This window comes from Candidatus Nitrososphaera sp. 86-2, assembly GCF_056726185.1.
Genome location: NZ_JBWZON010000001.1, coordinates 1,726,688 through 1,751,920, shown reverse-complemented (window position 1 = coordinate 1,751,920; position 25,233 = coordinate 1,726,688). Strand labels below are relative to the sequence as shown.

The window sequence follows — 25,233 nt, the reverse complement described above, 5'->3', positions numbered from 1 at the left end:
TATTTTCAAGAAGATGAACAACTAGGCGAGACTAAAAACAAAAACCTTTCCAACCTGCAAGAGAAGAGAATATCCATCAGTGCAGCTTATCTGAAGAAGATTAAAAACGCATGAAGGCCGTCGGTTACGTATGCGCTAGGTAGAGACTTAACGCCCGTATCCGTTTACCCGCACCTTCGTGGCTTGCAGCTACCCGTGTGCACGAAGCTACTGTGTGTGTCTTTGACTAGCAAGGTCTGTTTACCCCGTCCTCCATCTTTGGGTGTGCAGCGCGGCTCGGGAGGGCGGGGCCCTTGCAGGTTGAAATACAAATTTTTTTCCCCAAGTTGGTTGCACTGTACTCCCAACTCATTTCAATCCTTAATACGGTAATCTCATGATGTCAAACAATCTAAGAATAGGCAAAATATTGGCCTCATCTATCCTGGCTCTAGGACTGGCAATCGCTCTTTGGGCAGCAACCGCTCCATCGCAAGCGCTAGCGCAAGGATCGGGCAACAACAGTACTAACGCTACAGGGAATGGAACCGCAGCAGGAGGTCTATCTCTATCTGAAAACCAAACTGCACTTGTACCTAATACCAATGCGTCGTTAATCATTACGCCCCAGTCAGTTCAGCCGGGTGGAAATCTAACTCTTGCAGGATCTGATTTTGGCAAGAGCCAGCAGGTGACTTTTATGCTGGACAATGCGACCCAGAATGCGATTCCTACTGCTAAGACGGATGCAGCCGGCGCATTTCTCGCCAATGCAACACTTCCAAGTAATGTAACGCAAGGCGGCCATACCATTAGCGCGAAGGATGAATCCAATGTAACGGCAACGGCACGATTCAATGTCGAGGCACCTTCTGGAAAGTGACTTGGTAGCCAGAGGCTGCAACTCCCCATTTTCTTGAAGGAAATCATGATCATAAACCTTGGCTCACCAGATAGCTGACGTCTTACTTTTCTATTACTCTGCGCGCAAACTCGGAGCCTCAATAAAATAACACATCAATTTTCATACGCGGCCCATGGAGAAAGAAAAGTGTCAGAATTGCAAAGGGAGGGGCTATGTCGTGGTGGGTACGAATACGGTAGAATATGCAAGACTTGCAATGGGAACGGGAAAATCAATTCCAATACTATGATGGATTACTTTGATTAAAATGGCAACAACGACCTTGTCTGGTGTGTCACTATCTCCTCTTTGCTGCTCGCTCACCAATAACGCCAAAATTTCTTATTATTTATTTGTAGATAAGAAAAAGCCGGATATGGTAGAGACATTGAGGACAAGGTCAAGGCCGGTGCAAAGGCGGCTGCAGACAAGAGCGATAGAGAGTCTTGCGGAACCGCGTTAGGACAGATGGTTAAGAGACATTAAAGGCTGACAACACAAGTTTTTAGCGATGGTTAAGCAACTTTTATCAGCTGTGATTGCGCAAAACCCTCCATGTCACGTCCGGATCAGAAGGAGATAGAAGGGAAAATCCTAGATGACTTGCGGTCGCTTGGGCTGGATCCGAGGCGCAAGTCGGAACTTAATGATCAGCACGAGCTAGCAGAACTTGCTGACAATCTCAAGCAATCCATGCTTCAAGATTTCAAGACTGCTTATAGCGAGAATGGCCACAAGTTTGAACCAGAATCAAAATCTACTACGCATAGGTAAAGTGCGCCCACAATCAAGAAAGGGATCTGCCTAAAGTTAGTCATGAAACAACGATTATGCAAAAACTCCTCCAGGCAGATGGGCTCTTATCGGCCAGCTTCATGTTTGGCCTTTCTCCTCTGACGTAATAGCGAGTTCTGGCGAACGGAGCCGAAACCCAAGCTGCTGTCTTGCAGGGTTATTGCTTGGACAGAAATAATGTAAAACAGTGCCTTTGTGTCTGCCTGTCCGCTCATTCAAAAGATAGCGAAACTAAAATGGCTAAACCCATTATTATTAAAATTGAGTATTGTAGACGGTGAGCGAAGAAAGCTACCTCAAAGCTCTCGCTGAAGATGTAAAATGGGGAGAAAGCCCCGACATCCAGACGATATCGCTCGAGTTATTGGCAGGGTATGGAGAAAAGGCCATTCCCTATTTAGAAGAGATAAGAACTGTCAGCACGCAAGAAGAAACGCGTCAAGCATGTATGGAGGCGATTAACAGACTTCAAACGATGTATAAGAAGGCGGGCAGAGCGATGAACCGATAGTATATCGGCGACTTATAGAGGAAATCCGATTTCTGTAACATGCTTACTGTGGTAATGAGTTCGTTGGTGTGTGTACTTGAGGGTCACTCTGGACAGGACTTTGGACAAATACTATTCGTCAGCTTCTTCCTGTCTATCCAGCTCTTGTGTGATCCTTTCTAGCAGAATAGGAGTAGCTTGTCGACCTAACACTTTGTGGATAACAGGCTCAAGTTGTTCCAAGGAATAGTATGCGGAAGGGTCTGAAAGGTTGATACCATTCAACGCGAGTTCGATCAAGATGCCTAGAATGCTCTTCTCACCCAATACATCCAAGCTTTCTATCAGCGCAATTTCAAGTTTGTATGCTGGAAGAGGGGTGGTAACATCACGGCTACGATGGTCATGATGGTTTCCGCCCCCGTTCTTTGTCCATTTTTTGGGCAAGACACTGTTTCTTAACGAGTCCTATTGATATAAACGGGGAACGTAGATCATACCGGATATTGTGATCTGGAGGAATCATCGTGTTGGATAACTTCCAGTTGTGTAGAGACATATGCAATCTACGGGATAACATAATGGGAGTAGGCATAATTGAGAATGCCAATCTGCTTGCAATGTACGCACGCGACGAAACGCCCATTCCTGATGAGCAGAAGTTCAAGGCTCTATTTTTGCAGACAGAGATCATCGCCAGTATGACAGAGAGTAATGCTGATTTTTTTGGACAACCCAAACTATTCAGCTTGTATTTTGATTATTTTGACATGTACTTCTTTCCTATGTCGAGATATATCGTAGACTATGGGAGAAAGGCAACTTTGGCCGTAATGATCAGGGCTCCGTACTACCATGAAGAATTGGTTTCAGAGATTACAGAGTTCTTGATTCAGAATCTAAACAAAGATAGGAATAGCCACTTCGCTGAGTCCTAAACACAATTTTTTAGACTTGAATTTTTATAACATGCTTACTGTGGTAATGGGTTTTGTTGTACATCCAATCCTCTAATAAGCAGCAAGGCCTGGACAGTATCACGTTAACGCTCAGTAACGTACCTTTCCAAATCCACAATCGGAGCCTTCAATCGTACTTCTGCTCCGTCAAATCCTGAGACTTCGTTCTTGGGTATATCATATTTGATTTTTGAACCTTCACTTTCAACGTGGATTGAATCGGGATAGAGAGCTATCACGTTTCCTACCGGTTCACCATCCATAGTACGAACACCCTTGTGAAGAGTATTTTCCCATTCCAGCACTGGTAGATCTCTTGGCGAGTCGGAAGTAGCAGGTGTCGTCGTTGTTGTTGTCGTCGCCTTGGCTGGTATGGTTATTTCTTCAATTGTCTCCACCTCCTTTATTCCTTCGGTACTTACAGGTACCTGTGAAACGACAACGAGTCTATCTTCGATATCCATGGGCGTATCAGGCTTTTTGTATCGTGTATATTCTTCGGCAATAGGGGGGCTTTCTCGTTTGAATTCCGCCATCATTGCATCAGTTACGTTGAACCATACCTTTTTCCCATCATATCTTTGCGCAAGGTATTTCGGAATGTAGAACTTGTCTCTGCTCACACGCCCTTTTTGTGTGATTACATATGAAGTCCCAATTTCCTGAATTTCACCCAAATCCACGTTCTTATCGACTCCTCTGGCTTCCTTTCCTCTGAGCTCCTTCCAGTCTACGTGGTCTATCGGGCTATCATCAGTCATGGCTACTTTCCCCTTTCATAATTATAATGAGATTCGTCGTACGACTAACTTGATATTCTAGTCTAATTGTCTTGAAAAGAATTCTTTTCGCCTTCCAAATGCATTCTGAAGAGGTGATAAGAGGTTTCACTGTACTATGTACTATGTACTATGTGCAAGGTTTGGAGAAAATCATGCGGACGGACGGACAAAGTTAGTGTTTTGTCAGCGGACAAGATTTTGTCCATCGTCCGTTTCCCGTTCAGAATTGGCGTATGGACACGCTAGGTGCCCTCCGGTAGCCTTGTCCGCGAAGTCGATTTTCTCCTAACATTTCCTGTCACTAATCAGAAGTTACATTTGTAGTAGGCCTATTACCCGGACTAGGATAAATCTGACAGGAAAAAATGACCTTGTCAGATGTTACTGATTAATACTCCCTCCCTTGATTACCTTAAAAAGGTAAATTCTAATCAAAACTGTATTAACAGATAAGCGTGAGAAGCATAGTCATGGCATCAAGAAAAGATGAAAAAAAAGATACAGCTGCTTCCCCCGTGAAACCAGAAAGCGGAAGTGAACCTTCTCGACGTTTAGAGGAGATCGGCCGAGAGCAGAGCAACGCAATTTCTAGGTCTTTCGACGAAAGCAAAGAAAATATTAGAAGGAGCCTTAACGAAGCAGAACAGGAAATTCCAAGATATACTCAGGTAGCAAAGGATTACCAAACAAAGAGTATCAATGTCTCACGAGATGTTGCAGAGAGCTATTTCGATTCTCAAAAGAGTGCAATAAATTCTATGCAATCCACATGGAACCAGAATATACGACAGATGGAATCATGGTGGGGTTTCCCCATGTCTCCAGAGGCTGCAGCAGAACAATATTCAAGGATGGCCACCTCATTCGCTGATGCAGCAATTGTCGCGTCGAAGGCGGCTAACAGAACCATATTCGCAAACCTGGAGGCGGCATCACTTAGTCTCGATCAATTCAGAGAAAGCGCTAGAGAGATGGCACGGGTGTATGCCGACACGGTATCTAATGTAGCACGTACATCGAGAGAGCTTACAGACCGTTCGTCGAGAATGAGGGAGCAAGTATAGACAAGAAATCGACCGAAAGGCTGGGATCCCGAGTTTAGGGGTCCCGTATGGATGTTTTATTCGCATCGGCCTCTATCACATTCGATTATTCCATTTTTCCGCAGACAATTTTTGACGGATGGTCCCAAAAGAAGTTAATGTATCCTTCAACCTGACCATATCATTAGAAGATGCCTTGGTCTTGCTTTCACGCTACAGCGATAGAAAGACAATTTCTGACGATTCGGCCAAAACGACCGAAAAGGGAATCTCCAAAGCGTCAGACCTTCCAAAACGGAGAGAACGTGCCGACATTCAAGAAGGTCCCTATACTCATCCTTAGGCGAGTCCTTTCCGCGCTTTCCGGCCAGTACGGAGAGGGCATCTTTAGAGAAACTTCTCCAAGTGCATTAGATTTTGAATGCGCCGGCAGAACAGCAGCGCAGAAAGAAGCGATTCTTGATAAGGTATTATTCAAACTATTAGACAGGTTGGAGGCCCACAAGAAGAGCTGCACCGCTACGCCCTGCCCCGTCAAGCTGGCTTTGAAAGGATAGGCAGAGCTTATTCACTGTCTTGGCATCATGAGCTAGCCTCTGCACTAAAATGCAGAGCTGACATTTCGCGCAAAAAATCGGGGACATGGTCTTTCATCCTTCCCTTGGCGCGTCTAGGCGCGGCTCTCATTAACATTCCACAGCAAGGACAGCGCGGTCCTATGGTAAAAGATCTTTCGCATAGCCTGCACCACCAGCCTGTAGAATAGTTAGCGAGCTTTTGCGTGGCATCAGGATGTCTTTCGCATACATTACGACAACCCAAATCGTCCGGCCAGCTTTCCCAGCCATTATCTTAATGAGTTTTGCATTTGCTTGAAGCAACTCTCCCATAGGCAATGCATTATTCCTGCATTATCAAACTCATAAAGGACCTCTAACCTTGCGGGCTCTGTTTACTTAATTTCCTACCTTGGCTAGCTATCGGAGTATAGTCTAGTACACACAAATAAAACAAGCAAATGCTTTTGATTGCATTAGAAACGTGCACTGTTAAATGTAATATTCGCGAAGTATACCAAGACTAGAGCACATGCAACTCCTCGAATGGGAATTCAAATGCGATGACTGTGGAAAAGAAGCTCAGATATTTCAAGCCGAAGGGGATTATTGCATCGACTGTTGGCAAAACATTACCGAGCCCATTATCGTTTAAAACCCCCTAATACACTCCCATATTCAAATATGCAAATACGCAATATATACGAATATTCGAAAAACTCGGATCCTATGATTTGACTACTTCGGTATCCCAATTGTAGTATTCTGAATCTTGCTTGTAGCGTTCTGAACTGCTTCTCTGGCAAACTGCTTGCCTTGGTCGGTAAGATTCTGAACAACTGGATTGTTGCCGACTTTTTGCGCTCCCGTCCAAAGACCTGAAAAGAACGTGCTGGCACCTATCCCAATTATCACTAGGACTATTACCGCGATTAGGACCCAAGTCAACAATCCCATTTTTACTCTAGATTAGATAAGTACAAATTTCATTAAAGGGTTTAAGACGACATTCTAGAGGTAAACTCTGCCCTGCATCCAGTTGCAATGTACACTAGACTGTTTAATTTCGCGCCGACGAATATCAAATGCCGACAGATCGTTTCGCTCGCTCCGCCGGTGCTGTCTCCGTAGCCCCCGTATTTCACATCCGGCGGAGCCATCAAGTTTTCAATTCGGCAGTTAATTTTCTGTGTTATAGCCCTTATTCTTTACCAGGCTGAGGAAGTTATCCTTCTTGTCACCTGTTTTGTCACAAATACTATGATCGTTCAATTTGTACGCTGTGTGCAAAGTCTCTTTCTGTCAAATTCAGACAAACTTGATAACTTCGAATCGCCAAATATGGCCAATGGCTAGTATTGCGCCTGCAATTGCCGCAGGTCTTTTTGTGGGCATCGCTTTGGTTGTCGCATTCTACATTCTTGACGCTGGCCCTTCTTTTCAGAGCAAATATGCACACAAAGACATTTCGTACGTGACTATACCTTCTGGCGCTTCGACTCAAAATTCAAGCAAGAATTTTGAACCGGCATCATTGACGGTTATGATAGGGCAAAATAATATGGTAGTATGGGTTAACAAAGACATTGCTGCAGTGACAATTAAAGCAGACAATAATACAACAGACCCTGACTTTTATGCTGCAACAACAACTAACGCAACGGCTTTGCTGCCGAATCAGACATTCGAGTTCGTTTTTACAAAGCCCGGTACGTTCGGCTATCATAGCGAGCCGTACCCTTGGCTGCGAGGCACAATCACAGTTTTGCCGCCGCGCTAGCTTTACTTACATAATGAGATAAACTTGTCCTGACCTGTTTCGACGAGTGAATCCATTTAATTAGCTCTACGCGCTAGCACATTAACTCTTTTTCTATTAGCGACGTGTGCACTTGATTCTTCATAATGAACATTGGCCGTCAGACTTGTGACTTATTTGCCCGTAGATTACTACGGCCGAGGCCGCTACCGATGCGCACGCCATGCCAGCTATTGAAAGTGCTAATAGGGGTTCGTAAATGTTAGATGCTGGTGCAATCACGGGTGCATTCAAGACCGTTTGGTCAGATTTGCAGTTCGCCAATTCGTTATTGTCATAAAAGAGACAATCAGCATAGGCATTGTTGTTGTCACTTGCCGAGACCGTTAGAAAAAGCGCCAAAAATGCGGTCGCCGGTAAAAGAAAAACAACTCCTAACCTCACAACCAAATCTTCGCAATGAAAAGATAAACGAGTTATCTACTATTAGACACACATGTGTGTCTTCACTGAGCTTTTCTTATGCAAAGAAGACAAAAAAATGTACGAATCTCGAGCCTCAAAGTAGACTTGGCAAAAATACTAAGCAATTCGGCTACGACGCCGTTTGAATACGAGATGCAAGCAGGCGTTATTAACTATCGCTTGCCGTCAGCACACCATTTTTCGTAAGTCAATTCTCTTTCAGCGTCTGGTGTCAACTTCTTTTGAATAATGCATGGGCAGCACGGGCATTTGATAATGAGTTCTGGCCCATGATAGTGGTATTTTGAATTGCACATAGGGCAGTGTATTATTGGCTGTTCTGGCTTGTATTCGGTGTTAGCAAACAGCGTGTAAATGAGAATGTTGAATTGCCCCCGCCATGATTCTGGCTTCTTTACATTCGAAGGCGGCAGAGTATTAGAATAGGAGAAGTAATGGGTAACGTAAGGTATTGGTACGCGCACAGCCTGACCTTGAATTGCAATTACCGGCTTTGGCGGGTTGCAACCAGCAGCCACGCCGACCTCAAAAGCTACCCAGTTCTGCGTGAATTCTTTTTGAGTTATGCCTTCTGAAATAATTAATATCAGTGCATCAGACCTTTCGATTTGATTCTTGATTTGTTGCCAATAGGGTTCTTGACTAGCTTTCAACCTATCTTCATTCATTATGATATAATGCCGCTTATTATGAGGGGTGCATGCTTGGGTCTTGTTGTAAAAATCAAACGCCTCTATTACACCGTCAAGTATTGCCTTGTCTTTACCACTATGAGATACAAAGAAAGGCGCTAATTCGGTACACATAACTTAACGGGTATGGCAATCTAAGATAATCATTTTGCTTTTCTTTGCCTTCATGGTTGCAAACTGGGGCTGGCAGGTCTTTCTTATCAAGAAAGAGGGATTGTAAAAGTTAAGATCGAGCAAGTTGCCGTTCGGCTGTAAAGTTCAAGAGGGCGATATGAGAGAGGTACTGTCAGCATACGGTGGACATTGAATGGGCAAAGTTCTAGTAGGCTGCTCTGGCTGGTCATATGGCGACAAAGCAGAAAAGGGTGGCTGGGTAGGCTCATTTTACCCAAATTCAACGACTAAAAAGCTGCCATATTACTCTCGGTTCTTTAACACAGCCGAGTTTGACGCGATTTATTACAAAGAATTCTACTCAAAAATGGGCCGAAGCACGTTCGCCGGTATGATAAACGCCACGCCAGCCAATTTCGAGTTCTCGGTTAAAGTGCCTGAAACTATTACCAAAGAAAAGAAACTACGCATTGATTTGGGCGCTATGTCTGCCTTTGACGAGGTCTTGGAGCGAATATCGCGCTTGAAACAAAACAAAAAGCTCGGCGCGGTTCTATTTCAAATGTCGCCAAACTTTACGATAGAGGATTATTCAAATCTTGAAAAATTCTTGGAAAGATTGCCTTCGGACTATGACTATGCGCTAGAATTTCGCCATGCAAGCTGGCAGACAGAAGGCGCATTAGAATTGCTGAGGCAGCACAATATCGCATGCGTAATGACGGACTCGCCAGAAAAACAAATCGAATTCTTGTCAGAGACGGCAATAACAGCGAATCATGCCTTCATCAGAATTCATGGCAGAAACAAAGGCTTTTGGTATAATTATCTGTATGACAAGAACGAGTTAGAACTTTGGGCAGAGAAGGTAAAAGCCATTAGAGAACAAATCAAAACTCTGCGAATTTACTTTAACAATCACTACGCGGGTAAGGCAGTTGTAAACGCACTCGAATTCAAAGAAATGACTGCAGGCTTGTCAAACGAACAAAGCAATGTGTTGGAAAGAGCAAGGGCGCATGTGACCGGTGAAAAGCCAAGTTTAGACAAATTCTCATAATTAGAAAAAAGCGTGAATTTTAGATGCGTAAGACTTATGAGACTAAAAGATGCGAAGTGTTTTCGCGCGCACACATACATTTGGTCAGAGTCAAGGTTTCTGCACAGCCAGTTCGTGGCGACGTTCTACAAAAGGCGTTAGACGACCTTATGGGGAGAGGAATTCAGCAGAGTAATTGCAAAGATACTGCAGGCAAACGGCTTGGTCTTTCATGCCGAGTGCTACTACTCAATTAATGACATTGAAAAACCATTGCAAAAGTGGTTGGGCAGAGAAAACGCACAGCAAATTTGCGAAGTAATCAAGATCGGCATACAATGCAGTATTTCTAATTTGAAGGCACGTACCAGCCAGCAGAATAAATTGAACTATTACAAAAAGGCTAGTCGATAATGCTAGCATTAAAGGCGTAGGTCAGATTTCAAAGTTACAAAAAGAATTAAGCGCCAAATAGTCACTTGCCAACTTGCGCTTTACAAAAATGCTCTTCAAAAGACTGAGAATACTCGGTAAATACGGTCGAGAGTGGCTTGTTTTATCAATTTCAAGATGGAGTTAAGGTTATGCGCCCCGGTCAGGTATTGCAGTATATCATTACAGATTATTACAATCGCAAGAATGCGAGAAAAAGAGAGCAGAGCATTCAAAATTGCGCGCAGCATCAAGTGAACCCGGGATCAGAAATGGGCCGGGTTTGCGGGCAGAGGCCTTGTAAAAGCACCAGAACCCTTCTGACCTCCTTCTTCTTCTTTTCTCCTGTCAGCTGTTGTGAGATATACTACCCGCGGCCCCTCCACGCCCCTCCAACAAGACAGAGTTCTATCGGAGGCATGCGGAGGAAGCGCTCGCGGGTAGATGTGCTCGCTTCTTTTTTACGAGAGATATTTGCAAGAAAGACAAGGTAAATAATCTCTGAGTATGCAAAACTTAGAAGGTCATCATAGCCTAGAGGCCTCTCTATCAATTCTAAATAAAGGGATTCTGAAGTAAGATATCCGCGCCCCATAAGAGATGCCTGTCCAGAGTATACTTAGGAGGAGCGCGGATATTGTGAAGTCACTTGCTGTAGTTTGTGTTATTGCGTAGTTTGTTATTATTCACACCGCATCGGCGCTCCTGCTAATTATTACGTTAGATTCTACTCATTAGAGCAGAGAATGGCAACAAAAACAACAACCTTGTCTGGTGCGTCACTATCTCTCTTTTAAGGCTCGATCAATAAATCCGAAATTCATTATTATTTCATCGTGAGTAAGAAAGCCGGATATGGTAGATACCGAAGACAAAGTCAAGGCCGGTGCAAAGGCGGCTGCAAACAAGATTGCAGATGCCCCTAATGACCTAAAGGCCGAATACCAGATGGAGAAAATGAAAGAAGATGCAAAGGACGCGGCCTCTGGCAATTTGGACGATGTGGAAAGGGCTGCAAATAGTGTCACTGCGGCAGCCAAAGCGGTGGCAAACAAGGTCAAGGATTCAGGTAAGGATATTGATGCAGAATATCGAAAGGAAAAGGTAAAGGAATCTGTAGATTAGAGGGATTCCTTCCTACCGCTTTTTTACATACCGCTCCAGGTCTGCTATCGGCGCCTTCAGCCGCACCTCTCCTCCGTCAAACCCTTCGACTTCAGTTTTCGGGATGTCATATGCCATCTGTGACCCGGGGGTTTCCACATGGAATGAATCGGGGTATATTGCGACAATATTGCCAATGGGCTCGCCATCCATGGTACGGACATTCTTGTGGACTATTCTACTCCAGTCTCGTATGGGCAGTTCTTCTCTGCTCTGAGCCGCTAATGCTCCTTCCTCCACAACTGGACTCTCTGACACTATCACTATTTTGTCATCAACATATGTTGGCGATTGTGCCGTCCTGTACTTTGCCATCTCCTCGTCTGCCGGTGGATTTTCGCGGATGAATTGCTGCTTCAGCGCTTCTGTTACATTGAACCATACTGTCTTACCATCGTATTTTTCAGCTAGTGCTTTTGGGATATAGAATTTGTCCTTGCTTACAAGTCCCTTCTTGGTTACGACATATGTCCTTCCAATGCCTTGAATTTCTCCAAGGTCAACTTTTTTGTCGACTCCTCGAGCCTCTTTTCCCTTCAGTTCCTTCCAGTCTACAAAATCTAATGCGTTATTCTCGCTTGACATAGGATCATTTTCGTAGAGGAAATAATAATGGGATTCGTAAAGGGACTTTTTCTTTCTTCATAGATAAAAAGAAGATTCTGTTTCCCGCTCGAAAGTAATTGGGAGGATGGACATCCTAGTGTAGAAGGCAGCAGAAAAATAACGCCTACTTGAACCATACGCGGTGGGAGCAAAAGAGTCTGCCGATGCAAAGGCAAAAGGATCGCAAGACGAGCGGGAAATGTCGGTAGCGGATGCCTTCTTTCTTCTAGCTCCAACGTACAAGAAAGAAATCTACCTCAGCGCCGACCGTAAGAGGTTCTGGACAGAAAGGATAGCATCGGCGCACAGTGAGTTGTGCGTCGCCTCGATGCTACTGGGTGTAAAAAATCTGGATGGTAGAATGTATGCAAGAGAATCTAACATACCATTCTGCAGCTAGCAAGAGATTACAATCCATATGATAATGAAGGAGATTAATGGCCGGTATTTTTCTAAAGCAGGATATAGTAATGCAAGAGAGAACGATTACATACAGTTTTCAACCGATCAAAATACCATAATTATATGGCGAAAGTGACATTAATTGCTTGCAAGCTGATATGCTGTGAGCATTAAGAAAAATAGTGTCGTTATTGCCACAACGGTAGCAGTAGCGTTTACGCTGGCAGTTGCTATCAGTATTAGTGTTGTTTATAATACCTCTTTTATTGTGGCTGTTCGTTCGACTATTCTCGAGACCCCTGCAATTGCTTCTGCTGCTTCCTCGCCTAATACTATTACTATTACTACTAACAGCACACACCTTCCGGTCTTGCTAGTTCACGGATGGAATGAAGATGCATCAATATGGGGCAAATGGGAGGAATTGCTCAAAAAAGATGGCATTTCCTTTTATCCCATTACTTTTCAAAAGTCAGATGACAAATGCGGAGCGGCACTTGGACATGCTACAGAATTAGGCGAACAGATTCAAACAATCAAAAAGCAGACCGGCTCAGACAGAGTAAATATTGTAGGACACAGCAAAGGAGGAATTGACGCACGGGTATATCTCGCCAACGGAACCAAGGATGTATCAAATCTTGTTATGCTTGGAACGCCAAATGCAGGCAGCCCGCTTGCTGACTCTGCAAACATATGCATGCCTGCTACACTGGACATCCGAACAGGAGCCAACGCAACCAAAGCACAAATGAATCCAAACGTAAAATACTACACGATTGCCGGCGACTGGCTACACGACTTCGGAGGAAGTCCATTAATCCCCGGACCCGACGATGACTTGGTTGCAGTTAGCAGTGTTGAGTCAGAGAAATACTTTCAGAGCCTTGGAAGGACTCCCCACTCGCATGCCGAGTTGCTTGGAGAGCAAGAGTACAACATTACACGTAATGTTCTAGTCGGAGGGTAAAGAATGTGCGGATTGTGTATTCATAAAGCCGCGGTGGCAGTTAATAATACTCTAGTACCTGCTGTGTACAGCATTTCGTGGCTGAGACGGCAGGGACTTGCCGGCAGTATCTTTAGGACTTCAAGCTCTTCAATTATGATTCATTCTAGCTATATAACGCTTAAACACGACAGATGAGCCGTACTGGTGAACTCTTGATGAAGTCGCGTAACAGGTATCGATTGCCAGTCCCAAAAGATGCTTTGATTGCCATAGATAGGACATCATCCCCTGCCCATATAGGCAAACTCCGAAATGCAGTTGACTTTCTTGTTCCCGAGAATACGCCAGTTCTAGCCGCAGCTGATGGTATAGTCACATATGTCAAAAGTGACTCTCGAAAAGGCGGCCCAACCATGAACTACTGGTTTGATAGCAACTTTATAGTCTTACAACACTTGCACGGAGAGTATTCTCGTTACGATCACCTCGCACACATGAGCGCCAAAGTCCGTGTTGGCCAACAAGTTCAAGCAGGGCAGCTCATCGCCCAGACTGGCATGACTGGATTTACCTTTGTCCCGCATCTTCATTTTCATGTCTTTGTCTTTAATGGCAGCAGCAACAACAGCAACAACATATGGACTGATTTTGAGACCTTGATGATAGAAGATTTTGCTGTCAATTAGTTGCAACGACATTGTTTAAAGAGTCAGACGTCCAGACGGACAGACAGACAACTCCGCCTGCTTGATTACTGATTAAAAGCCCTCCTCCTCGCTGCGGGGTAGCAAACGAGGGGGCGCTTGATTAGACGCTTGCAGGTGTAGCCATGACGAAGCCTGATGACAAGGCGCAATTGTGTACCAGATAGTGTAATGCTACCTCAGAGTTATAGAAATGGCTGTTGCGCACACTTGTCATAGCCCAACTGCACTTAGGACGCATTAATGGTCAATAATTGTATTATAGAGCAGGTAAGTTGGTTTTATCGCGCTCTATTTGAACTGCCAACAGTCACAAACCTTGATGTTGAATAGCCCTCTGCCATGATGTGTCTATACTAGACTACAAGAGTAAGTTTGGCCCTCGCCGTCGAAACAACAAGGCCGGCGAGGGCTTACAAGACACCTAACGCTCAGATGTATTAAGGCACACACACCTGACGAAGTATTATAGAACATGTTTGTCATAACAATAAACTGGTCAAAAACGAACTTTTCGCAAAGGCAATCTATCTTGTCTGGTACTCTCATTGACAGATCTAGTTCGCAGCGTAATGTATTTCGAGTGTGTCAATCTAATAAATCGTGTAAATCTTACAAATACTGTTGCAACTTCTATAACATGAACCGCTATGCTTCTATACTATGAGATAGTACATGCTCTATGGTTGAATACAAAGCGATTGATTGCCCCAATTGTGGCAAGCCTAACGAATATTCACTAGGCTCGTGTCGCGGCTGCGGCCTTCCAAGAGAAGTTTTCGACAAGATTGAACAGGAAGAACAAGTCTTTATGAAACTTGGCGAAAAGTTAGCTGCCACGTCTACTGCAAAATCTGCGGTTCGCCCTAACCTATTGGCTTGATCACAGTCGGCGCAAAGAAGCCTTCTTCTTCTATGACGAAAATGAGCAAGTAAAACAGTCGAGCCTGCTGCTAGACGCATATATAATCAACGGATAATGGCCCTCGCCCGGGCAATCATTTAGAAGTCATGCATGAGAGCGGGCGAGGGCGCAATGACAGCCCCGTACATGGTCCGAGTGTGATTCAGTTGCAGCGGCCCTGCCGCAAGAGGGGTATTCACGGCAGGGCATTCGTGGCTATTCTCTGTCTTGGAGTCAGATGCAAGCCCTGTGGTGCACCTGATAGAAGATGGTACGCAATTGTTATAAAAATGAATATTGAGCACCACATGCCCCAAAACATGCATTTTTAGCAGCAAATAAGGATATAATAAACCACTTTACGTCACAAATTGCGTTAAGGACATGAATTTTGCCTCTCTGTGTCAGAAAAGCAAGAACTTTGTAACTCTGTAAATTTTCCTATGCCTTTGATGCTAAGCATCACGCGCCAAGACTAGAACTACTGCCAACTAGAGACAGCATGAGAACAAAGCTGTTCATAGGACATGTTATTGTCCCGCTCAAGCCAACGTCATTATCTTATCAATTGAGAATCCGTTACTAGACCTGAGCACTCCTCAATCTGTACCCTTAAGTTTGCTTGCAAGCATTTTGCGAAGCGCGTCGTCGGTCATACCAAATTTCTTCAATATTTCTCTTATCGAATCTGGCAAGAGCAATATGCTTAGTTCTATCAAGTCTTCTGGCTGCGCCTTGTAGAATTTGCCTTGCATTTTCAGGACATGAAATGCAAATTCGTTGTTCTTGACTGCTTGCACATAGTTGAGGTTGCTATGCTGCCCAATCTCAGATAACTTGCATAACAACGGCAAAGTTTGATTCTTGTTGAATAGTGACTTGGTACCAAATTGTTGTGCGGTTGGTTCGGCAGCATAAAAGCCGAGAAATTCAGGCGAACCAATGTCTATTTCTTGAATGCCAGTTTTAGAAACCAATTCTGCAGCCTCTGTTTCTGAAAGCTCATTCAAATTGTGATTTGCAAATAACCTTGATTGTGTAAGGTTTTTGTACGCACTATTGGCACCTTCTTTACTTGCGACGATGGGGCCAAGCGACTTCGCTAATTTCAAAAGTTCTAAAATATCTATAAAATTGGCTCTCAACTAGTCATAACGTCCTCATCCTAACCTAATTAATCTTGAGGGCGAGGGGTGCGAAAATCGATACTGTTAACCTATCATCGGCCAAAACGTTCTTGAGACGATCCTTTAGCCGACGTTAGCTAACAGAGACCGAAAAGGTACTGTTAGCTTAAACGTTTGAATCTGAATGCAAAAGGATGTCGCGTACATGATTTTAATATAAGATTTAGATAGAATGCAAAAACTTTGATTATTACCATTTTCTTTAATAATAAATACTAATAGAGTGAATTTGTAGCAAATTTATAATGCGACAAAAGTTCTCAACAGGGAATGCATATGGCGTTAGAACATTCTGCTGCACAAAAACTAGTGGTAGCTTTTTCAGTTATCACTTTGCTGTCAATTGGAATGGTAATTTCACCTAGCGCTCTGACTCCGCAAAGAGCTTTTGCAAGCTCCTCCAACGGCGGCTGGTCAGAGCCGGAGGTATTTGACGAAAGAACTACCGCGGACGCTCCCACTCTGGCAACATTTGATGGAAAGCTGTACATGGCATGGATGGGTAGAGATGATGATACAAGAATATCATTGTCAAGTTTTGACGGAAAGGAATGGTCTGAAGTGCAGGTACTGGACGATACCGAAACGTCAAACAACCCTGCACTGGCTGAATACCAAGGCAAGCTGTACATGGCCTGGAAGCATGAAGGAGATGACACGGCGATATCCTGGGCGTCATTTGACGGAAAATCGTGGTCGGATCCGGAAGAACTGGACGGTGCCGCAAGTAAAGATGAGCCGGCATTGGTTGCATACAATGGAACTTTGTACATGGGCTGGATGGGTACAGAAGATGGTGCAAGAATATCGCTAGCAACCTTTGACGGAAAGGAATGGTCTGAACCGGAGGTACAGCGCCATACCGAAACGGACGACGCTCCAGCTTTTGCGACATTTGGGGGCAAGCTGTACATGGCGTGGATGGGTACGAAGGGCGATACAAGAATATCCTGGGCGTCATTTGACGGGGAGGAATGGTCCAGACATCACGTCCTGGACAACACCGAAACTACGAACCAGCCGGCTTTGGCTGAATACCAAGGCAAGCTGTACATGGTCTGGAAGCATGGAGGAGATGACACGGCAATTTCCCTGGCATCATTTGACGGGGAGGAATGGTCCAGACATCACGTCCTGGACGACAAGGATACTTCAGACGAACCGGCCTTGGCAACATTCGAAGGACAGCTATACCTGGGTTGGAAGAACGTAGGAGACGATACAGGCATATCCTTGTCCACGTTTAACGGACAATGAATAGTGCTGTCCGGGTTTGGGGGCAGAGGATGAAAGAAAAGTCCCTCAAGCCAAGAACGTAAAATGCCATACCGTCGTAGCCACGCCACCATCGTCATGCCGTGGCCCGACTTCTTTTTTATTTTCAAATATTTTCTTCAACTCAAAGAAGGATTGTATCCCTATCTACAGGTACGGTTGCGAATTTAATCCATCCGTTTGATTTAGGTAGAATACGAGCTTATTCTCAAACTTGGGATCGTGGCTGCCACTCTCGCTCTTTCCTCTCTTTCCTCCTTTTGTCCTACTTCTTCTCCTCTTTCCCTGCGTCTCTACTCATCCATCCTCCCCGGAGGAAGTCTGGAGACCCGCCGCTATGTCTTCTCTCAGATAGTTCATTACCTGTTCGTTCCGGTTAAAACGCCCGTCCTTGAGCTCGTCCATAAACTCCTCGAACGAAACGTCGGTCCCAAACTGCTTTGCAAAGCTGCTGTCTCTCTCAAAGAGGTCGATTGTAAAGAGGTTTGGCGGCGGGTTTGGCGGCGGGAGGAATATGGTGACGTTTCTAAATACAGGATCAAACGTCCCATCAAGCGGCTTTGACAGCTGCTGCATGTCCTTGGCTGAGAGAGTCTTGCCTCTGAGTGACGGGTCGAGGATCGGCATGTCCACTCCATTTACGATAATGTGACCCGGCACGTACGAATGCACGGCCCTCAATGACAAGTCGCCCGTGAGGTTCTCAGAGCCGTCCGGCTTTTCGTCATGGGGATTGGGTGCTGCCGCAGGAAGTGGTTCATGGAAAGCATTGATGTATGCCTTTTTGAGCATCGCCAGGTACACCTTGACAGTCTTTTCTCTCGCTTCGTCTGGTTCGACTCCACCGGCAATTAGGCCCAGGTACATCCTGCCAAGGTTTACTGCCACGGTATGGATGGCTATATTTTCACTATTCCTTGGCTCTCCGCCTTGAATTATCTGATCTTGTCCGTGGTCAAGTAAAGTGCTGAGGTTAAGCCTCTCGTCTTCTATGCTGCCAGGGTTAGGCCCGTCTCGAATCGTATTGTACAAGTCATGTGACACAAGCTGCAATATGCCCAGGTCTTCTAAAGTTACCCTGTCACCTTTGTTATAGATTCCAACTAGGTTCAGCACTCCATCGCTGTTTGCGGGCAGTGTAATAGTGCGTACTCTATTCGTGTTGCCGGAGTCGTCCTGCCAATGATTGAATATCGTACTTAGAGGTGGAAGGGGTTTACGGTGATCCTTCGAGTCGCTAAAAGGTTTGCCAAGAGGTAAGACATGTAGTGGCGGTGATGATGATGGCGATGATGGTGGTGGCGAAAACAACGATGCTGCCGCTGCCGATCCGACACCTTTGCCTCTGTCATTGTTGATTTCGTGGAGTGTCAACGTGTATGTCTTACCGGGTGTCCCTCGAAATGTAAATGGGGTTAGCAGTCCGGCTTTTACGATTGCTTTGCCTGATTGGATAGTTGCAGGCATGTGTAATGGCTCACCGTTAGCCGTGAAGGCACTTACTGACAGTTTGGATGTCGGATGGAATGTTGATGGTGATGGTGGTGTGGGAGATGGCCTTGGATCTTTATTTTTGAAAAAAGCGGTCAATTCCATGGCAGGCACTGATTTGAAAAGCCTGACCTGCTTGACGTTATCGCTATTACTATTACTGCTAACACTGCTAGTACTATCTCCGGACATCCACTTGACGAACGCGAACTGGAAAGTGTCACCTACCTTGACGACATAGTTCGTGTTTTCTGCACCCAAAAAGACGATTGGGGTGTTTCCTTTCTTTAGTAATTGGTGACCTTGGTCGGCGGATCGAATTTCGACAGGTACGCTTATCGGTTTGCCGTTTGATTGCAAGACCGCTCCTATGGTGAGATTTTGGGCTTTGGCACCTTCGGCTTGTTCACTTTTCCACATCGCAAAGTAAGTAGAGAGCGAGTAAGCCATGGATCCACCCAAGACCAGTACCATCAGCGTCATACTGCCTGCAATCACATGTACATTTGAAGAGGCTTGCATGGTGGTGCCTCTCACTAGAGCTTAATACAATAAAGTAATTATGTAAGGAAAGACCAGACGAATTAACTATGGCATAATAATATCTACAAGTTCCGGAATCTTCTATTTCATGTTTCGACTAGTGTGTACGAGAAGAGTTGTGCATCAAAAAAACCTTCATTGCGGTGCACTGGCATACAGGCTATACAGATTTCCGGTCTTGCTGCCTACATAATTCCATTCCTCTGGAAGAAGAGGCAATAGCGCGAATGCGCCTTTCTGTCGTGCAGTGCATGGGGAAAAGAAAAAGAGAGAGAGGAGAGTCTCGGCATCTGCCTGTCATCTGCGAAAAGGAAGAAATGTTGTAAAGATGTAACTGCAGAAGATTGTGGGCTTGAAGAGCAGCAGCTACTACAGGCCAACAGAGCAGGACATCCAGCTGGAATACGTGAAGGCAATTGACCATCTGACAATCTTTACAGAGAATAAGCTGCGGGCGGAAGTGAAGGAACTCCAGTCCAAGTTGGGCATGGAATCCAAATTGCGTGATGAGCTAAAGAAGGAGATTCACAAGGAATTTGAGAGGAAGATAGATAGAGGAAATGGACAACAGGATTGAAGAGGCAATGGCCGCAAGGGGAGGACGACCGATAGTCTCTAAAATTATTGATGCGTTTCTTATAGACATGTCAAAAGTAACAGGTGCAGACATTCAGGCAGCCAAGATAGGAATTGAAGTTGTAATCAGACATGTCTCCTCCCATGCTGACTTTAGAGGCAAGATAATGCAGCTTGACAAGGAATGCACAATCTGTCAGAACTACTTTGCCGATGAGCTTGCCAAGCTCTAACTTCTCCTTTTATTGTCTGTAAATTCTCTCTGTCACTTTGTAAAAGTGGCAAACTGCGATAGTTTCAAATGTCATGCTTGCAAATAGACTTTCCATGGCCGAACTGAGTAATTTCAGCTCAGATGAGCTAAGGGAGAATCTTGAATTCGTGGTGGTGCACTTGGCTGAACATGCAGACTTTAGAGGAGGAGTAAAGGAGCTGGACAGAGAGTGTGTTATCTGCCAGGAATACTTCCCTGAAGAACTTGCCAAGAAGTAGAGAGAGTCGAGGGGGTCACATCCAGCTTCGAAATGCGGGGAATCACAAAATCCCTGCACTGCTGGTCTTTGAGCACTGTACCGCGAGTTTTTCGACCCGTATGCTAAACCTTTTCGTATGCATGCCATATGCCTCATTCCAGTGCTTCTAATCAAGTAGATCTTTTTGTATCTGTAGAAACTGTTTATCACTCGTTATCGTCTTCGTCATTACTTGCTTCTTTTTCTTTTTCCAGTTTGTTGATTTTGTCCATCAATTCCGTCTGATTCCTTTCTAATGACTCGATTCGCTCCCTCAAGTTCCTTACTATGAGGCTTAATCTGCTAATTTCCATTGTAGTACTTGAAGCGAGCGCATCTAGCTGATCGTATTCTCGTTCATCCATATGCTTCTTTTCTACTCCTCTAAGAGCATGTGCATCTTCTCAGGCTCTTAATCTTTGGCTTGCAGTCTTTTTTCATCGAATCCTGAGTTGCCTCATAATTTAGGATCTGATGCGTCAGGCGTATCCAGATCGCAAATACGAGGCTTTAAGGGTCTGTTCATGTCCAGTATATTCGATTACTGTTGTGAAAAAAACTGGTTTTTCATTAAAGATCCTTGAGGCGTATACGAGGGATGTAGGACGTGGCATCGCTCGCATCGATTATGAGGCATTGGATTCGCTTAAGGCGTCCGCCGGCGATATCATAGAAATAGCAGGTGGAAAGCGACTGATCATTGCCAAATGCATGCCCCTTTACCCAAGCGATGAAGGCAGGCAAGTGATTAGAATAGACGGCCTGGCGAGAAGCAATTCCGGAGTAGCCATAGGCGATGCTGTAACCATAACAAAGGTAAAGGCGGTTGCTGCTGAGAAGGTAACACTGGCTGCTGTGGAATCAGTGCCCCAGATTGACGAGCAGTACCTTACAGACGCGCTGGACAATATCCCAATTGTCAAGGGTGACAAGGTCACGGTACCATATTTTGGAGGAAGGCTTACCTTTGAAGTAATAGCCGTAACACCTGCATCTGTTCCAACTCTATCTAACAAAGGGACGATATTTCACATTACCGAAAGCGAAGTGGTCCGGAGTGGGATCGCACATGTTACATTCGAGGACATTGGCGGCCTGAAGGATGAGATACAAAAAGTCCGTGAAATGATAGAGCTCCCTCTCCGGCACCCCGAAATCTTTGAAAAACTGGGGATAGAGGCTCCAAAAGGCGTCCTGCTGTACGGGCCCCCTGGAACAGGCAAGACATTGCTTGCCAAGGTGGTGGCCAATGAGACCAATGCACACTTTCTCAGCATCTCGGGCCCCGAGATCATGAGCAAGTTCTATGGAGAGTCGGAAGCTCGATTGAGAGAAATATTTAAGGAGGCAAGGGACAAGGCGCCCTCTATCATCTTTTTCGATGAGATCGATTCGATTGCTCCAAAAAGAGAAGAGGTGATGGGAGAAGTTGAAAGGCGCGTCGTGTCTCAGCTCTTGTCGCTGATGGACGGCCTTGAAGCGAGGGGCAAAGTCATCGTGATTGCCGCAACCAACAGGCAAAATGCATTGGATCCAGCCTTGAGGCGCCCCGGAAGGTTTGACAGAGAGATAGAGATCAGGGTGCCAGACAAGCGCGGACGTCTAGAAATCCTCCAGATCCACGCTCACAATATGCCACTATATGAAGACGTGGACCTATCCAAGGTCGCTGCAATTACTCACGGATTCGTTGGTGCCGACCTGGAGTATCTTTGCAAAGAGGCGGCCATGAAATGCCTGCGCAGGATGTTGCCGGAGCTCGACTTGGAGGATGAAAAAGTATCTTCAGAAAATCTTGACCGGCTGATAATAACCAAGGCGGACTTTGAACAAGCCATAAAAGATGTCTTGCCTTCAGCAATGAGAGAAGTCTTTTTGGATTCTCCAGATGTGAATTGGAATGATGTCGGCGGGCTCGACGAGGTAAAACAAGAATTGCAAGAGGCAGTGGAATGGCCCTTAAGGTATCCCGACCTGTATTCTACACTTGGCTACCGTGTGCCAAGAGGCATCATCCTTTATGGACCTTCAGGTACTGGAAAAACCCTGCTTGCAAAGGCAGTGGCGACCGAATCAGAAGCTAACTTTATCAGCGTCCGCGGTCCGGAATTGATAAGTAAATGGGTGGGGGAATCGGAAAGAGGGATCCGGGAGGTATTCCGCAGAGCCAGACAGGCATCTCCATGTGTAATCTTTTTTGACGAGATAGATTCAATAGCAGCAGCCAGGGGAGGTGAAGACTCTATCGGTATTGGAGGAGTGGTGTCACAGATATTGACGGAATTGGATGGCATCAATGAACTTCAAGGCGTCGTTGTGATAGCTGCCACCAACAGGCCAGATATGATTGACAAGGCTTTGTTGAGGCCAGGAAGATTCGACAAGATAGTCTTTGTTCCAAACCCCGATAGCAAGACGAGATTGAGCATCCTACACATTCACGTAAAGGGGAAAAATGTGGCACCTGAAATAGATCTAGAAAAGATTGTGAGCCTGACAGATGGATTTAGCGGTGCGGATATGAGTGCGGTAGTAAACACGGCGGTATCAATAGTAGTTCAAGAGTATCTTGCAAAGTATCCTACGCCTGCAGAGGCGACGAAGCATATATCCGAGGCAGAGATAACCATGCGTCACTTTGAGGAGGCTGTAAAGAAAATCAAAAAAGAAAGAGAAATGAAGCCAGACGGGAAGGCAGTGATGTCACAGTACCGATAGGTAATCAAGGTCGTCGTCTTCTTCTTAAATGTGGCCGGCCTCTAAGCATATGCAAATCTGCCTCTCACTATTGTAAATTGATTCAGTTACTGTTGGCCGGCTAAATTATTGTCCCGTCTACTGGCATATGCTGAAGTCTTTACTGCCCTGCACCAGTGCGTGATGCCGAAAGTATGTCGTCTATCCTTAATAGCATCGCGGCTGTCTCCGTAGCCGATTTTAACACCTGTTCTTTGACCCTGAGCGGTTCTATGATGTGTATCTTGCTCATATCTGCAATCTTTAATTCTTTTACATCTACTCCTATCCGGGGATTGTTTTCAGACAATTGCCTTGACCGTATTGCCGCGAGAGTGTCGATTACGTCCATGCCTGCATTTTCCGCTAATGCAATTGGAATCGATTCGAGGGCATCTGCAAATGCCAAGATGGCGTAGTGTTCTCTTCCCGAAACGCTAGTTGCCCATGCTCTAAGCTTCTGTGCCACATATGTCTCCGGAGATCCTCCGCCTGCAACAACTGCTGGTTTCTCAACGACATCTTTTACAACCATGAGCGCGTCGTGCATGGACCGTTCTGCTTCATCAACTACTCTCTCCGAACCACCTCTGATAAGTATCGACACAGCTTTAGGATCCTTGCATTTTTCGACAAAGACCCATTTGTCTGTCTCTACCTTCCTTTCCTCGACCAACTGCGCAAATCCAAGATCTTTTGGGGATAGATCGTCTAGATTTGTAACTGCCCTTGCCCCCGTCGCCTTTTCCAGTGCAGCGATGTCTGATTCCTTTACTCTCTTTAATGCCGAAATGTTTGCCTTTGCCATATACCCTAAAGCCAGATCATCTATCCCTTTTTGGCAAATTATGATATTCGCACCTGTCCTTGCTATTTTCTCCACCATCGTTCTTATCATGGTGCTTTCTTCTTCAAGAAACATCTTCATCTGTTCTGGGCGGTCTATCATGATTTTAGCCTCAAATTCGGTCTTTTCGATCTCGAGTGGAGAATTTATAAGAAGAATCTTGGCGTCTTTGATCACTCGCGGCATTCCCGGGTGGGCGATTTCCTTGTCAACTATGATGCCTTCGATGATGCTTGAATCACGCATTGCACCCCCTGGCTTCTTTTGTACTTTTACGTTATCAAGATCTACCGGCATGAAATAATTGTCCTTTTGGGTTTCAATATGCCCTGGCTTCTCTACCACTGCAAGTATGGCTTTTACGGCAAGGTCAGAAAGAACGTCGCTGTCAACAGAAACGATTTTTGATTCCATACTGGTTCTTGCCACATTCTTGAGAGCCACATGATCGTCAACCTTTACATCTTCGGCGATCTTGTTCATGATGTCGACAGACTGTCTCATTGCCTTGCGATAACCATCCACAATTATGGTTGGATGAATTCCTTGCTTGATTAGCTCTTCCGCTTTTTCCAGCAAGGCACCGGCGATGATCACGGAAGAGGTGGTTCCATCGCCAACCTCATCATCTACTGCTTTGGCTATTTCAACCATCATCTTTGCCGCCGGGTGCTGCACGTCCATTTCCTTTAGAATAGTAGCACCGTCGTTTGTTATTGTTACATTTCCAGTAGAATCTACAAGCATCTTGTCCATGCCCCGCGGCCCAAGGACAGACTTTAGCATCGATGCAATGATTTTTGCTGCCTCTATGTTATTCCTGAGAGCGTCTCTTCCCCTTGTATCTGAAGTCCCTTCCTTCAATAAAACTACTGGAATACCCTCCCTTGTGTTTCCTACCAAAGATAGCGATGACATAACTATGTATCAAGACCTGCTAGATGACCATCTTGCTTTATCTTCTCTGCGTGCGCTGAGATGTAGCGCCAGAGGATATCCGCTCTTTCCGACTGGAAATCCCACGGCGCGATGAGCACGAGGTCGTTGTCGCGTATCCACATCCTACGCTTTATCTTGCCTCTGATCCTGCAAGTCCTTACCTTGCCGTCGGTGCATTTAACTACGATATTATCTCCTCCGACCAACTTTATCACGCGTCCAAAAAGTTGACCCTGGCCGGGCACCATCATTTCTTTTAACTGAGCTTCATTGAGTACTCTTCGCTTTCCTATGTTAAAGACCAATCATAGATACACACACCGCGCTTAAGTGTATGACTATACATGCACCAGCTTTACAGTGA

28 protein-coding genes are annotated in these 25,233 nt (G+C 45.2%); 18 read left to right on the top strand and 10 right to left on the bottom strand.

Features of this window, described 5'->3' with window-relative positions:
* Nucleotides 1-376 precede the first annotated feature (376 nt).
* The 3 genes from ACYOR7_RS10450 to ACYOR7_RS10440 all read left to right on the top strand — a co-directional run bounded on the left by ACYOR7_RS10450 (nt 377) and on the right by ACYOR7_RS10440 (nt 2,189).
* Nucleotides 377-862, top strand: coding sequence for a hypothetical protein (locus ACYOR7_RS10450; protein ID WP_479913887.1), 486 nt, complete (start codon nt 377-379; stop codon nt 860-862).
* Between the two features lie 576 nt (nt 863-1,438).
* Nucleotides 1,439-1,657 (top strand): hypothetical protein, encoded by a 219-nt coding sequence (locus tag ACYOR7_RS10445; RefSeq protein ID WP_479913886.1) that lies wholly within the window; start codon nt 1,439-1,441, stop codon nt 1,655-1,657.
* Nucleotides 1,658-1,955: 298 nt separating this feature from the next.
* Complete coding sequence (locus tag ACYOR7_RS10440) at nt 1,956-2,189, top strand: hypothetical protein (protein WP_479913885.1); 234 nt, start codon at nt 1,956-1,958, stop codon at nt 2,187-2,189.
* Nucleotides 2,190-2,300: 111 nt separating this feature from the next.
* Here ACYOR7_RS10440 and ACYOR7_RS10435 read toward each other — a convergent pair whose 3' ends face one another.
* A complete protein-coding gene (locus ACYOR7_RS10435; protein ID WP_479913884.1) occupies nt 2,301-2,615 on the bottom strand; it encodes a hypothetical protein in 315 nt (104 codons plus the stop codon).
* A 134-nt stretch (nt 2,616-2,749) separates the two neighbouring features.
* Between ACYOR7_RS10435 and ACYOR7_RS10430 the strand changes: the two genes are divergently transcribed.
* Nucleotides 2,750-3,106: a hypothetical protein gene (locus tag ACYOR7_RS10430; protein ID WP_479913883.1), complete on the top strand. Its 357-nt coding sequence runs from the start codon at nt 2,750-2,752 to the stop codon at nt 3,104-3,106.
* A 104-nt stretch (nt 3,107-3,210) separates the two neighbouring features.
* Here the strand turns inward: ACYOR7_RS10430 and ACYOR7_RS10425 are convergent, their stop codons facing one another.
* The gene (locus ACYOR7_RS10425; RefSeq protein ID WP_479913882.1) at nt 3,211-3,888 is read right to left on the bottom strand and encodes a hypothetical protein; all 678 of its coding nucleotides are present in this window, start codon (nt 3,886-3,888) and stop codon (nt 3,211-3,213) included.
* A gap of 491 nt (nt 3,889-4,379) precedes the next feature.
* On the opposite strand from ACYOR7_RS10425, the gene ACYOR7_RS10420 reads away from it, so the two are divergent.
* Both ACYOR7_RS10420 and ACYOR7_RS10415 read left to right on the top strand, forming a co-directional pair.
* Nucleotides 4,380-4,973, top strand: a complete 594-nt coding sequence (locus ACYOR7_RS10420) for a hypothetical protein (RefSeq protein ID WP_479913881.1) — start codon at nt 4,380-4,382, stop codon at nt 4,971-4,973.
* A gap of 284 nt (nt 4,974-5,257) precedes the next feature.
* On the top strand, nt 5,258-5,509 hold the full coding sequence (locus tag ACYOR7_RS10415; protein WP_479913880.1) for a hypothetical protein: 252 nt from the start codon (nt 5,258-5,260) through the stop codon (nt 5,507-5,509).
* A gap of 738 nt (nt 5,510-6,247) precedes the next feature.
* On the opposite strand, the gene ACYOR7_RS10410 is transcribed toward ACYOR7_RS10415, so the two are convergent.
* Nucleotides 6,248-6,457 (bottom strand): hypothetical protein, encoded by a 210-nt coding sequence (locus ACYOR7_RS10410; RefSeq protein WP_479913879.1) that lies wholly within the window; start codon nt 6,455-6,457, stop codon nt 6,248-6,250.
* Between the two features lie 400 nt (nt 6,458-6,857).
* On the opposite strand from ACYOR7_RS10410, the gene ACYOR7_RS10405 reads away from it, so the two are divergent.
* Entirely contained in the window at nt 6,858-7,289 is a 432-nt protein-coding gene (locus ACYOR7_RS10405; RefSeq protein WP_479913878.1) for a cupredoxin domain-containing protein, read from the top strand.
* A 617-nt stretch (nt 7,290-7,906) separates the two neighbouring features.
* On the opposite strand, the gene ACYOR7_RS10400 is transcribed toward ACYOR7_RS10405, so the two are convergent.
* The gene (locus tag ACYOR7_RS10400) at nt 7,907-8,422 is read right to left on the bottom strand and encodes a hypothetical protein (protein WP_479913877.1); all 516 of its coding nucleotides are present in this window, start codon (nt 8,420-8,422) and stop codon (nt 7,907-7,909) included.
* Nucleotides 8,423-8,753: 331 nt separating this feature from the next.
* Between ACYOR7_RS10400 and ACYOR7_RS10395 the strand changes: the two genes are divergently transcribed.
* A complete protein-coding gene (locus ACYOR7_RS10395) occupies nt 8,754-9,620 on the top strand; it encodes a DUF72 domain-containing protein (protein ID WP_479913876.1) in 867 nt (288 codons plus the stop codon).
* Nucleotides 9,621-10,886: 1,266 nt separating this feature from the next.
* The gene (locus ACYOR7_RS10390) at nt 10,887-11,156 is read left to right on the top strand and encodes a hypothetical protein (protein WP_479913875.1); all 270 of its coding nucleotides are present in this window, start codon (nt 10,887-10,889) and stop codon (nt 11,154-11,156) included.
* 12 nt (nt 11,157-11,168) lie between these two features.
* On the opposite strand, the gene ACYOR7_RS10385 is transcribed toward ACYOR7_RS10390, so the two are convergent.
* The gene (locus tag ACYOR7_RS10385; protein WP_479913874.1) at nt 11,169-11,780 is read right to left on the bottom strand and encodes a hypothetical protein; all 612 of its coding nucleotides are present in this window, start codon (nt 11,778-11,780) and stop codon (nt 11,169-11,171) included.
* Between the two features lie 163 nt (nt 11,781-11,943).
* On the opposite strand from ACYOR7_RS10385, the gene ACYOR7_RS10380 reads away from it, so the two are divergent.
* From ACYOR7_RS10380 to ACYOR7_RS10370, 3 genes are all read left to right on the top strand, one after another.
* Nucleotides 11,944-12,201, top strand: coding sequence for a hypothetical protein (locus tag ACYOR7_RS10380; RefSeq protein ID WP_479913873.1), 258 nt, complete (start codon nt 11,944-11,946; stop codon nt 12,199-12,201).
* A gap of 165 nt (nt 12,202-12,366) precedes the next feature.
* Nucleotides 12,367-13,173 carry a lipase family alpha/beta hydrolase gene (locus ACYOR7_RS10375; RefSeq protein ID WP_479913872.1) on the top strand — a complete coding sequence of 269 codons (807 nt, stop codon included), beginning with the start codon at nt 12,367-12,369 and terminating at the stop codon, nt 13,171-13,173.
* Between the two features lie 197 nt (nt 13,174-13,370).
* Nucleotides 13,371-13,841 carry a M23 family metallopeptidase gene (locus ACYOR7_RS10370; protein WP_479913871.1) on the top strand — a complete coding sequence of 157 codons (471 nt, stop codon included), beginning with the start codon at nt 13,371-13,373 and terminating at the stop codon, nt 13,839-13,841.
* 1,521 nt (nt 13,842-15,362) lie between these two features.
* Here ACYOR7_RS10370 and ACYOR7_RS10365 read toward each other — a convergent pair.
* A complete protein-coding gene (locus tag ACYOR7_RS10365) occupies nt 15,363-15,908 on the bottom strand; it encodes a hypothetical protein (RefSeq protein WP_479913870.1) in 546 nt (181 codons plus the stop codon).
* 390 nt (nt 15,909-16,298) lie between these two features.
* Between ACYOR7_RS10365 and ACYOR7_RS10360 the strand changes: the two genes are divergently transcribed.
* The gene (locus ACYOR7_RS10360) at nt 16,299-17,207 is read left to right on the top strand and encodes a sialidase family protein (protein ID WP_479913869.1); all 909 of its coding nucleotides are present in this window, start codon (nt 16,299-16,301) and stop codon (nt 17,205-17,207) included.
* Between the two features lie 315 nt (nt 17,208-17,522).
* Here ACYOR7_RS10360 and ACYOR7_RS10355 read toward each other — a convergent pair whose 3' ends face one another.
* Nucleotides 17,523-18,113, bottom strand: coding sequence for a hypothetical protein (locus ACYOR7_RS10355; RefSeq protein WP_479913868.1), 591 nt, complete (start codon nt 18,111-18,113; stop codon nt 17,523-17,525).
* 358 nt (nt 18,114-18,471) lie between these two features.
* Here ACYOR7_RS10355 and ACYOR7_RS10350 point away from each other — a divergent pair, with 358 nt between their 5' ends.
* The 4 genes from ACYOR7_RS10350 (at nt 18,472) to ACYOR7_RS10335 (ending at nt 20,327) form a co-directional block, all read left to right on the top strand.
* Nucleotides 18,472-18,957 carry a hypothetical protein gene (locus ACYOR7_RS10350; RefSeq protein ID WP_479913867.1) on the top strand — a complete coding sequence of 162 codons (486 nt, stop codon included), beginning with the start codon at nt 18,472-18,474 and terminating at the stop codon, nt 18,955-18,957.
* 654 nt (nt 18,958-19,611) lie between these two features.
* Complete coding sequence (locus ACYOR7_RS10345) at nt 19,612-19,836, top strand: hypothetical protein (protein WP_479913866.1); 225 nt, start codon at nt 19,612-19,614, stop codon at nt 19,834-19,836.
* Nucleotides 19,820-20,068: a hypothetical protein gene (locus ACYOR7_RS10340; protein WP_479913865.1), complete on the top strand. Its 249-nt coding sequence runs from the start codon at nt 19,820-19,822 to the stop codon at nt 20,066-20,068. Before ACYOR7_RS10345 ends, ACYOR7_RS10340 begins: the two co-directional genes overlap by 17 nt.
* 94 nt (nt 20,069-20,162) lie before the next feature.
* Entirely contained in the window at nt 20,163-20,327 is a 165-nt protein-coding gene (locus ACYOR7_RS10335) for a hypothetical protein (RefSeq protein ID WP_479913864.1), read from the top strand.
* Between the two features lie 187 nt (nt 20,328-20,514).
* On the opposite strand, the gene ACYOR7_RS10330 is transcribed toward ACYOR7_RS10335, so the two are convergent.
* A complete protein-coding gene (locus ACYOR7_RS10330) occupies nt 20,515-20,712 on the bottom strand; it encodes a hypothetical protein (RefSeq protein WP_479913863.1) in 198 nt (65 codons plus the stop codon).
* A gap of 184 nt (nt 20,713-20,896) precedes the next feature.
* On the opposite strand from ACYOR7_RS10330, the gene ACYOR7_RS10325 reads away from it, so the two are divergent.
* Nucleotides 20,897-23,065 carry a CDC48 family AAA ATPase gene (locus ACYOR7_RS10325; protein WP_479914471.1) on the top strand — a complete coding sequence of 723 codons (2,169 nt, stop codon included), beginning with the start codon at nt 20,897-20,899 and terminating at the stop codon, nt 23,063-23,065.
* A gap of 139 nt (nt 23,066-23,204) precedes the next feature.
* On the opposite strand, the gene thsB is transcribed toward ACYOR7_RS10325, so the two are convergent.
* Entirely contained in the window at nt 23,205-24,848 is a 1,644-nt protein-coding gene (thsB, locus tag ACYOR7_RS10320) for a thermosome subunit beta (RefSeq protein ID WP_479913862.1), read from the bottom strand.
* A 2-nt stretch (nt 24,849-24,850) separates the two neighbouring features.
* The gene (locus ACYOR7_RS10315; RefSeq protein WP_479914470.1) at nt 24,851-25,162 is read right to left on the bottom strand and encodes a translation initiation factor eIF-1A; all 312 of its coding nucleotides are present in this window, start codon (nt 25,160-25,162) and stop codon (nt 24,851-24,853) included.
* Between the last annotated feature and the right edge of the window lie 71 nt (nt 25,163-25,233).

What these genes read in the sequence shown, in the direction of transcription:
- ACYOR7_RS10450 (WP_479913887.1), top strand. Translation starts at nt 377, where the DNA reads ATGATGTCAAACAATCTAAGAATAGGCAAAATATTGGCCTCATCTATC.
- ACYOR7_RS10445 (WP_479913886.1), top strand. Translation starts at nt 1,439, where the DNA reads ATGTCACGTCCGGATCAGAAGGAGATAGAAGGGAAAATCCTAGATGAC.
- ACYOR7_RS10430 (WP_479913883.1), top strand. Translation starts at nt 2,750, where the DNA reads ATGGGAGTAGGCATAATTGAGAATGCCAATCTGCTTGCAATGTACGCA.
- ACYOR7_RS10425 (WP_479913882.1), bottom strand. Translation starts at nt 3,888, where the DNA reads ATGACTGATGATAGCCCGATAGACCACGTAGACTGGAAGGAGCTCAGA.
- ACYOR7_RS10420 (WP_479913881.1), top strand. Translation starts at nt 4,380, where the DNA reads ATGGCATCAAGAAAAGATGAAAAAAAAGATACAGCTGCTTCCCCCGTG.
- ACYOR7_RS10405 (WP_479913878.1), top strand. Translation starts at nt 6,858, where the DNA reads ATGGCTAGTATTGCGCCTGCAATTGCCGCAGGTCTTTTTGTGGGCATC.
- ACYOR7_RS10400 (WP_479913877.1), bottom strand. Translation starts at nt 8,422, where the DNA reads ATGAATGAAGATAGGTTGAAAGCTAGTCAAGAACCCTATTGGCAACAA.
- ACYOR7_RS10395 (WP_479913876.1), top strand. Translation starts at nt 8,754, where the DNA reads ATGGGCAAAGTTCTAGTAGGCTGCTCTGGCTGGTCATATGGCGACAAA.
- ACYOR7_RS10390 (WP_479913875.1), top strand. Translation starts at nt 10,887, where the DNA reads ATGGTAGATACCGAAGACAAAGTCAAGGCCGGTGCAAAGGCGGCTGCA.
- ACYOR7_RS10385 (WP_479913874.1), bottom strand. Translation starts at nt 11,780, where the DNA reads ATGTCAAGCGAGAATAACGCATTAGATTTTGTAGACTGGAAGGAACTG.
- ACYOR7_RS10370 (WP_479913871.1), top strand. Translation starts at nt 13,371, where the DNA reads ATGAAGTCGCGTAACAGGTATCGATTGCCAGTCCCAAAAGATGCTTTG.
- ACYOR7_RS10360 (WP_479913869.1), top strand. Translation starts at nt 16,299, where the DNA reads ATGGTAATTTCACCTAGCGCTCTGACTCCGCAAAGAGCTTTTGCAAGC.
- ACYOR7_RS10340 (WP_479913865.1), top strand. Translation starts at nt 19,820, where the DNA reads ATGGACAACAGGATTGAAGAGGCAATGGCCGCAAGGGGAGGACGACCG.
- ACYOR7_RS10335 (WP_479913864.1), top strand. Translation starts at nt 20,163, where the DNA reads ATGGCCGAACTGAGTAATTTCAGCTCAGATGAGCTAAGGGAGAATCTT.
- ACYOR7_RS10330 (WP_479913863.1), bottom strand. Translation starts at nt 20,712, where the DNA reads ATGGATGAACGAGAATACGATCAGCTAGATGCGCTCGCTTCAAGTACT.
- thsB (WP_479913862.1), bottom strand. Translation starts at nt 24,848, where the DNA reads ATGTCATCGCTATCTTTGGTAGGAAACACAAGGGAGGGTATTCCAGTA.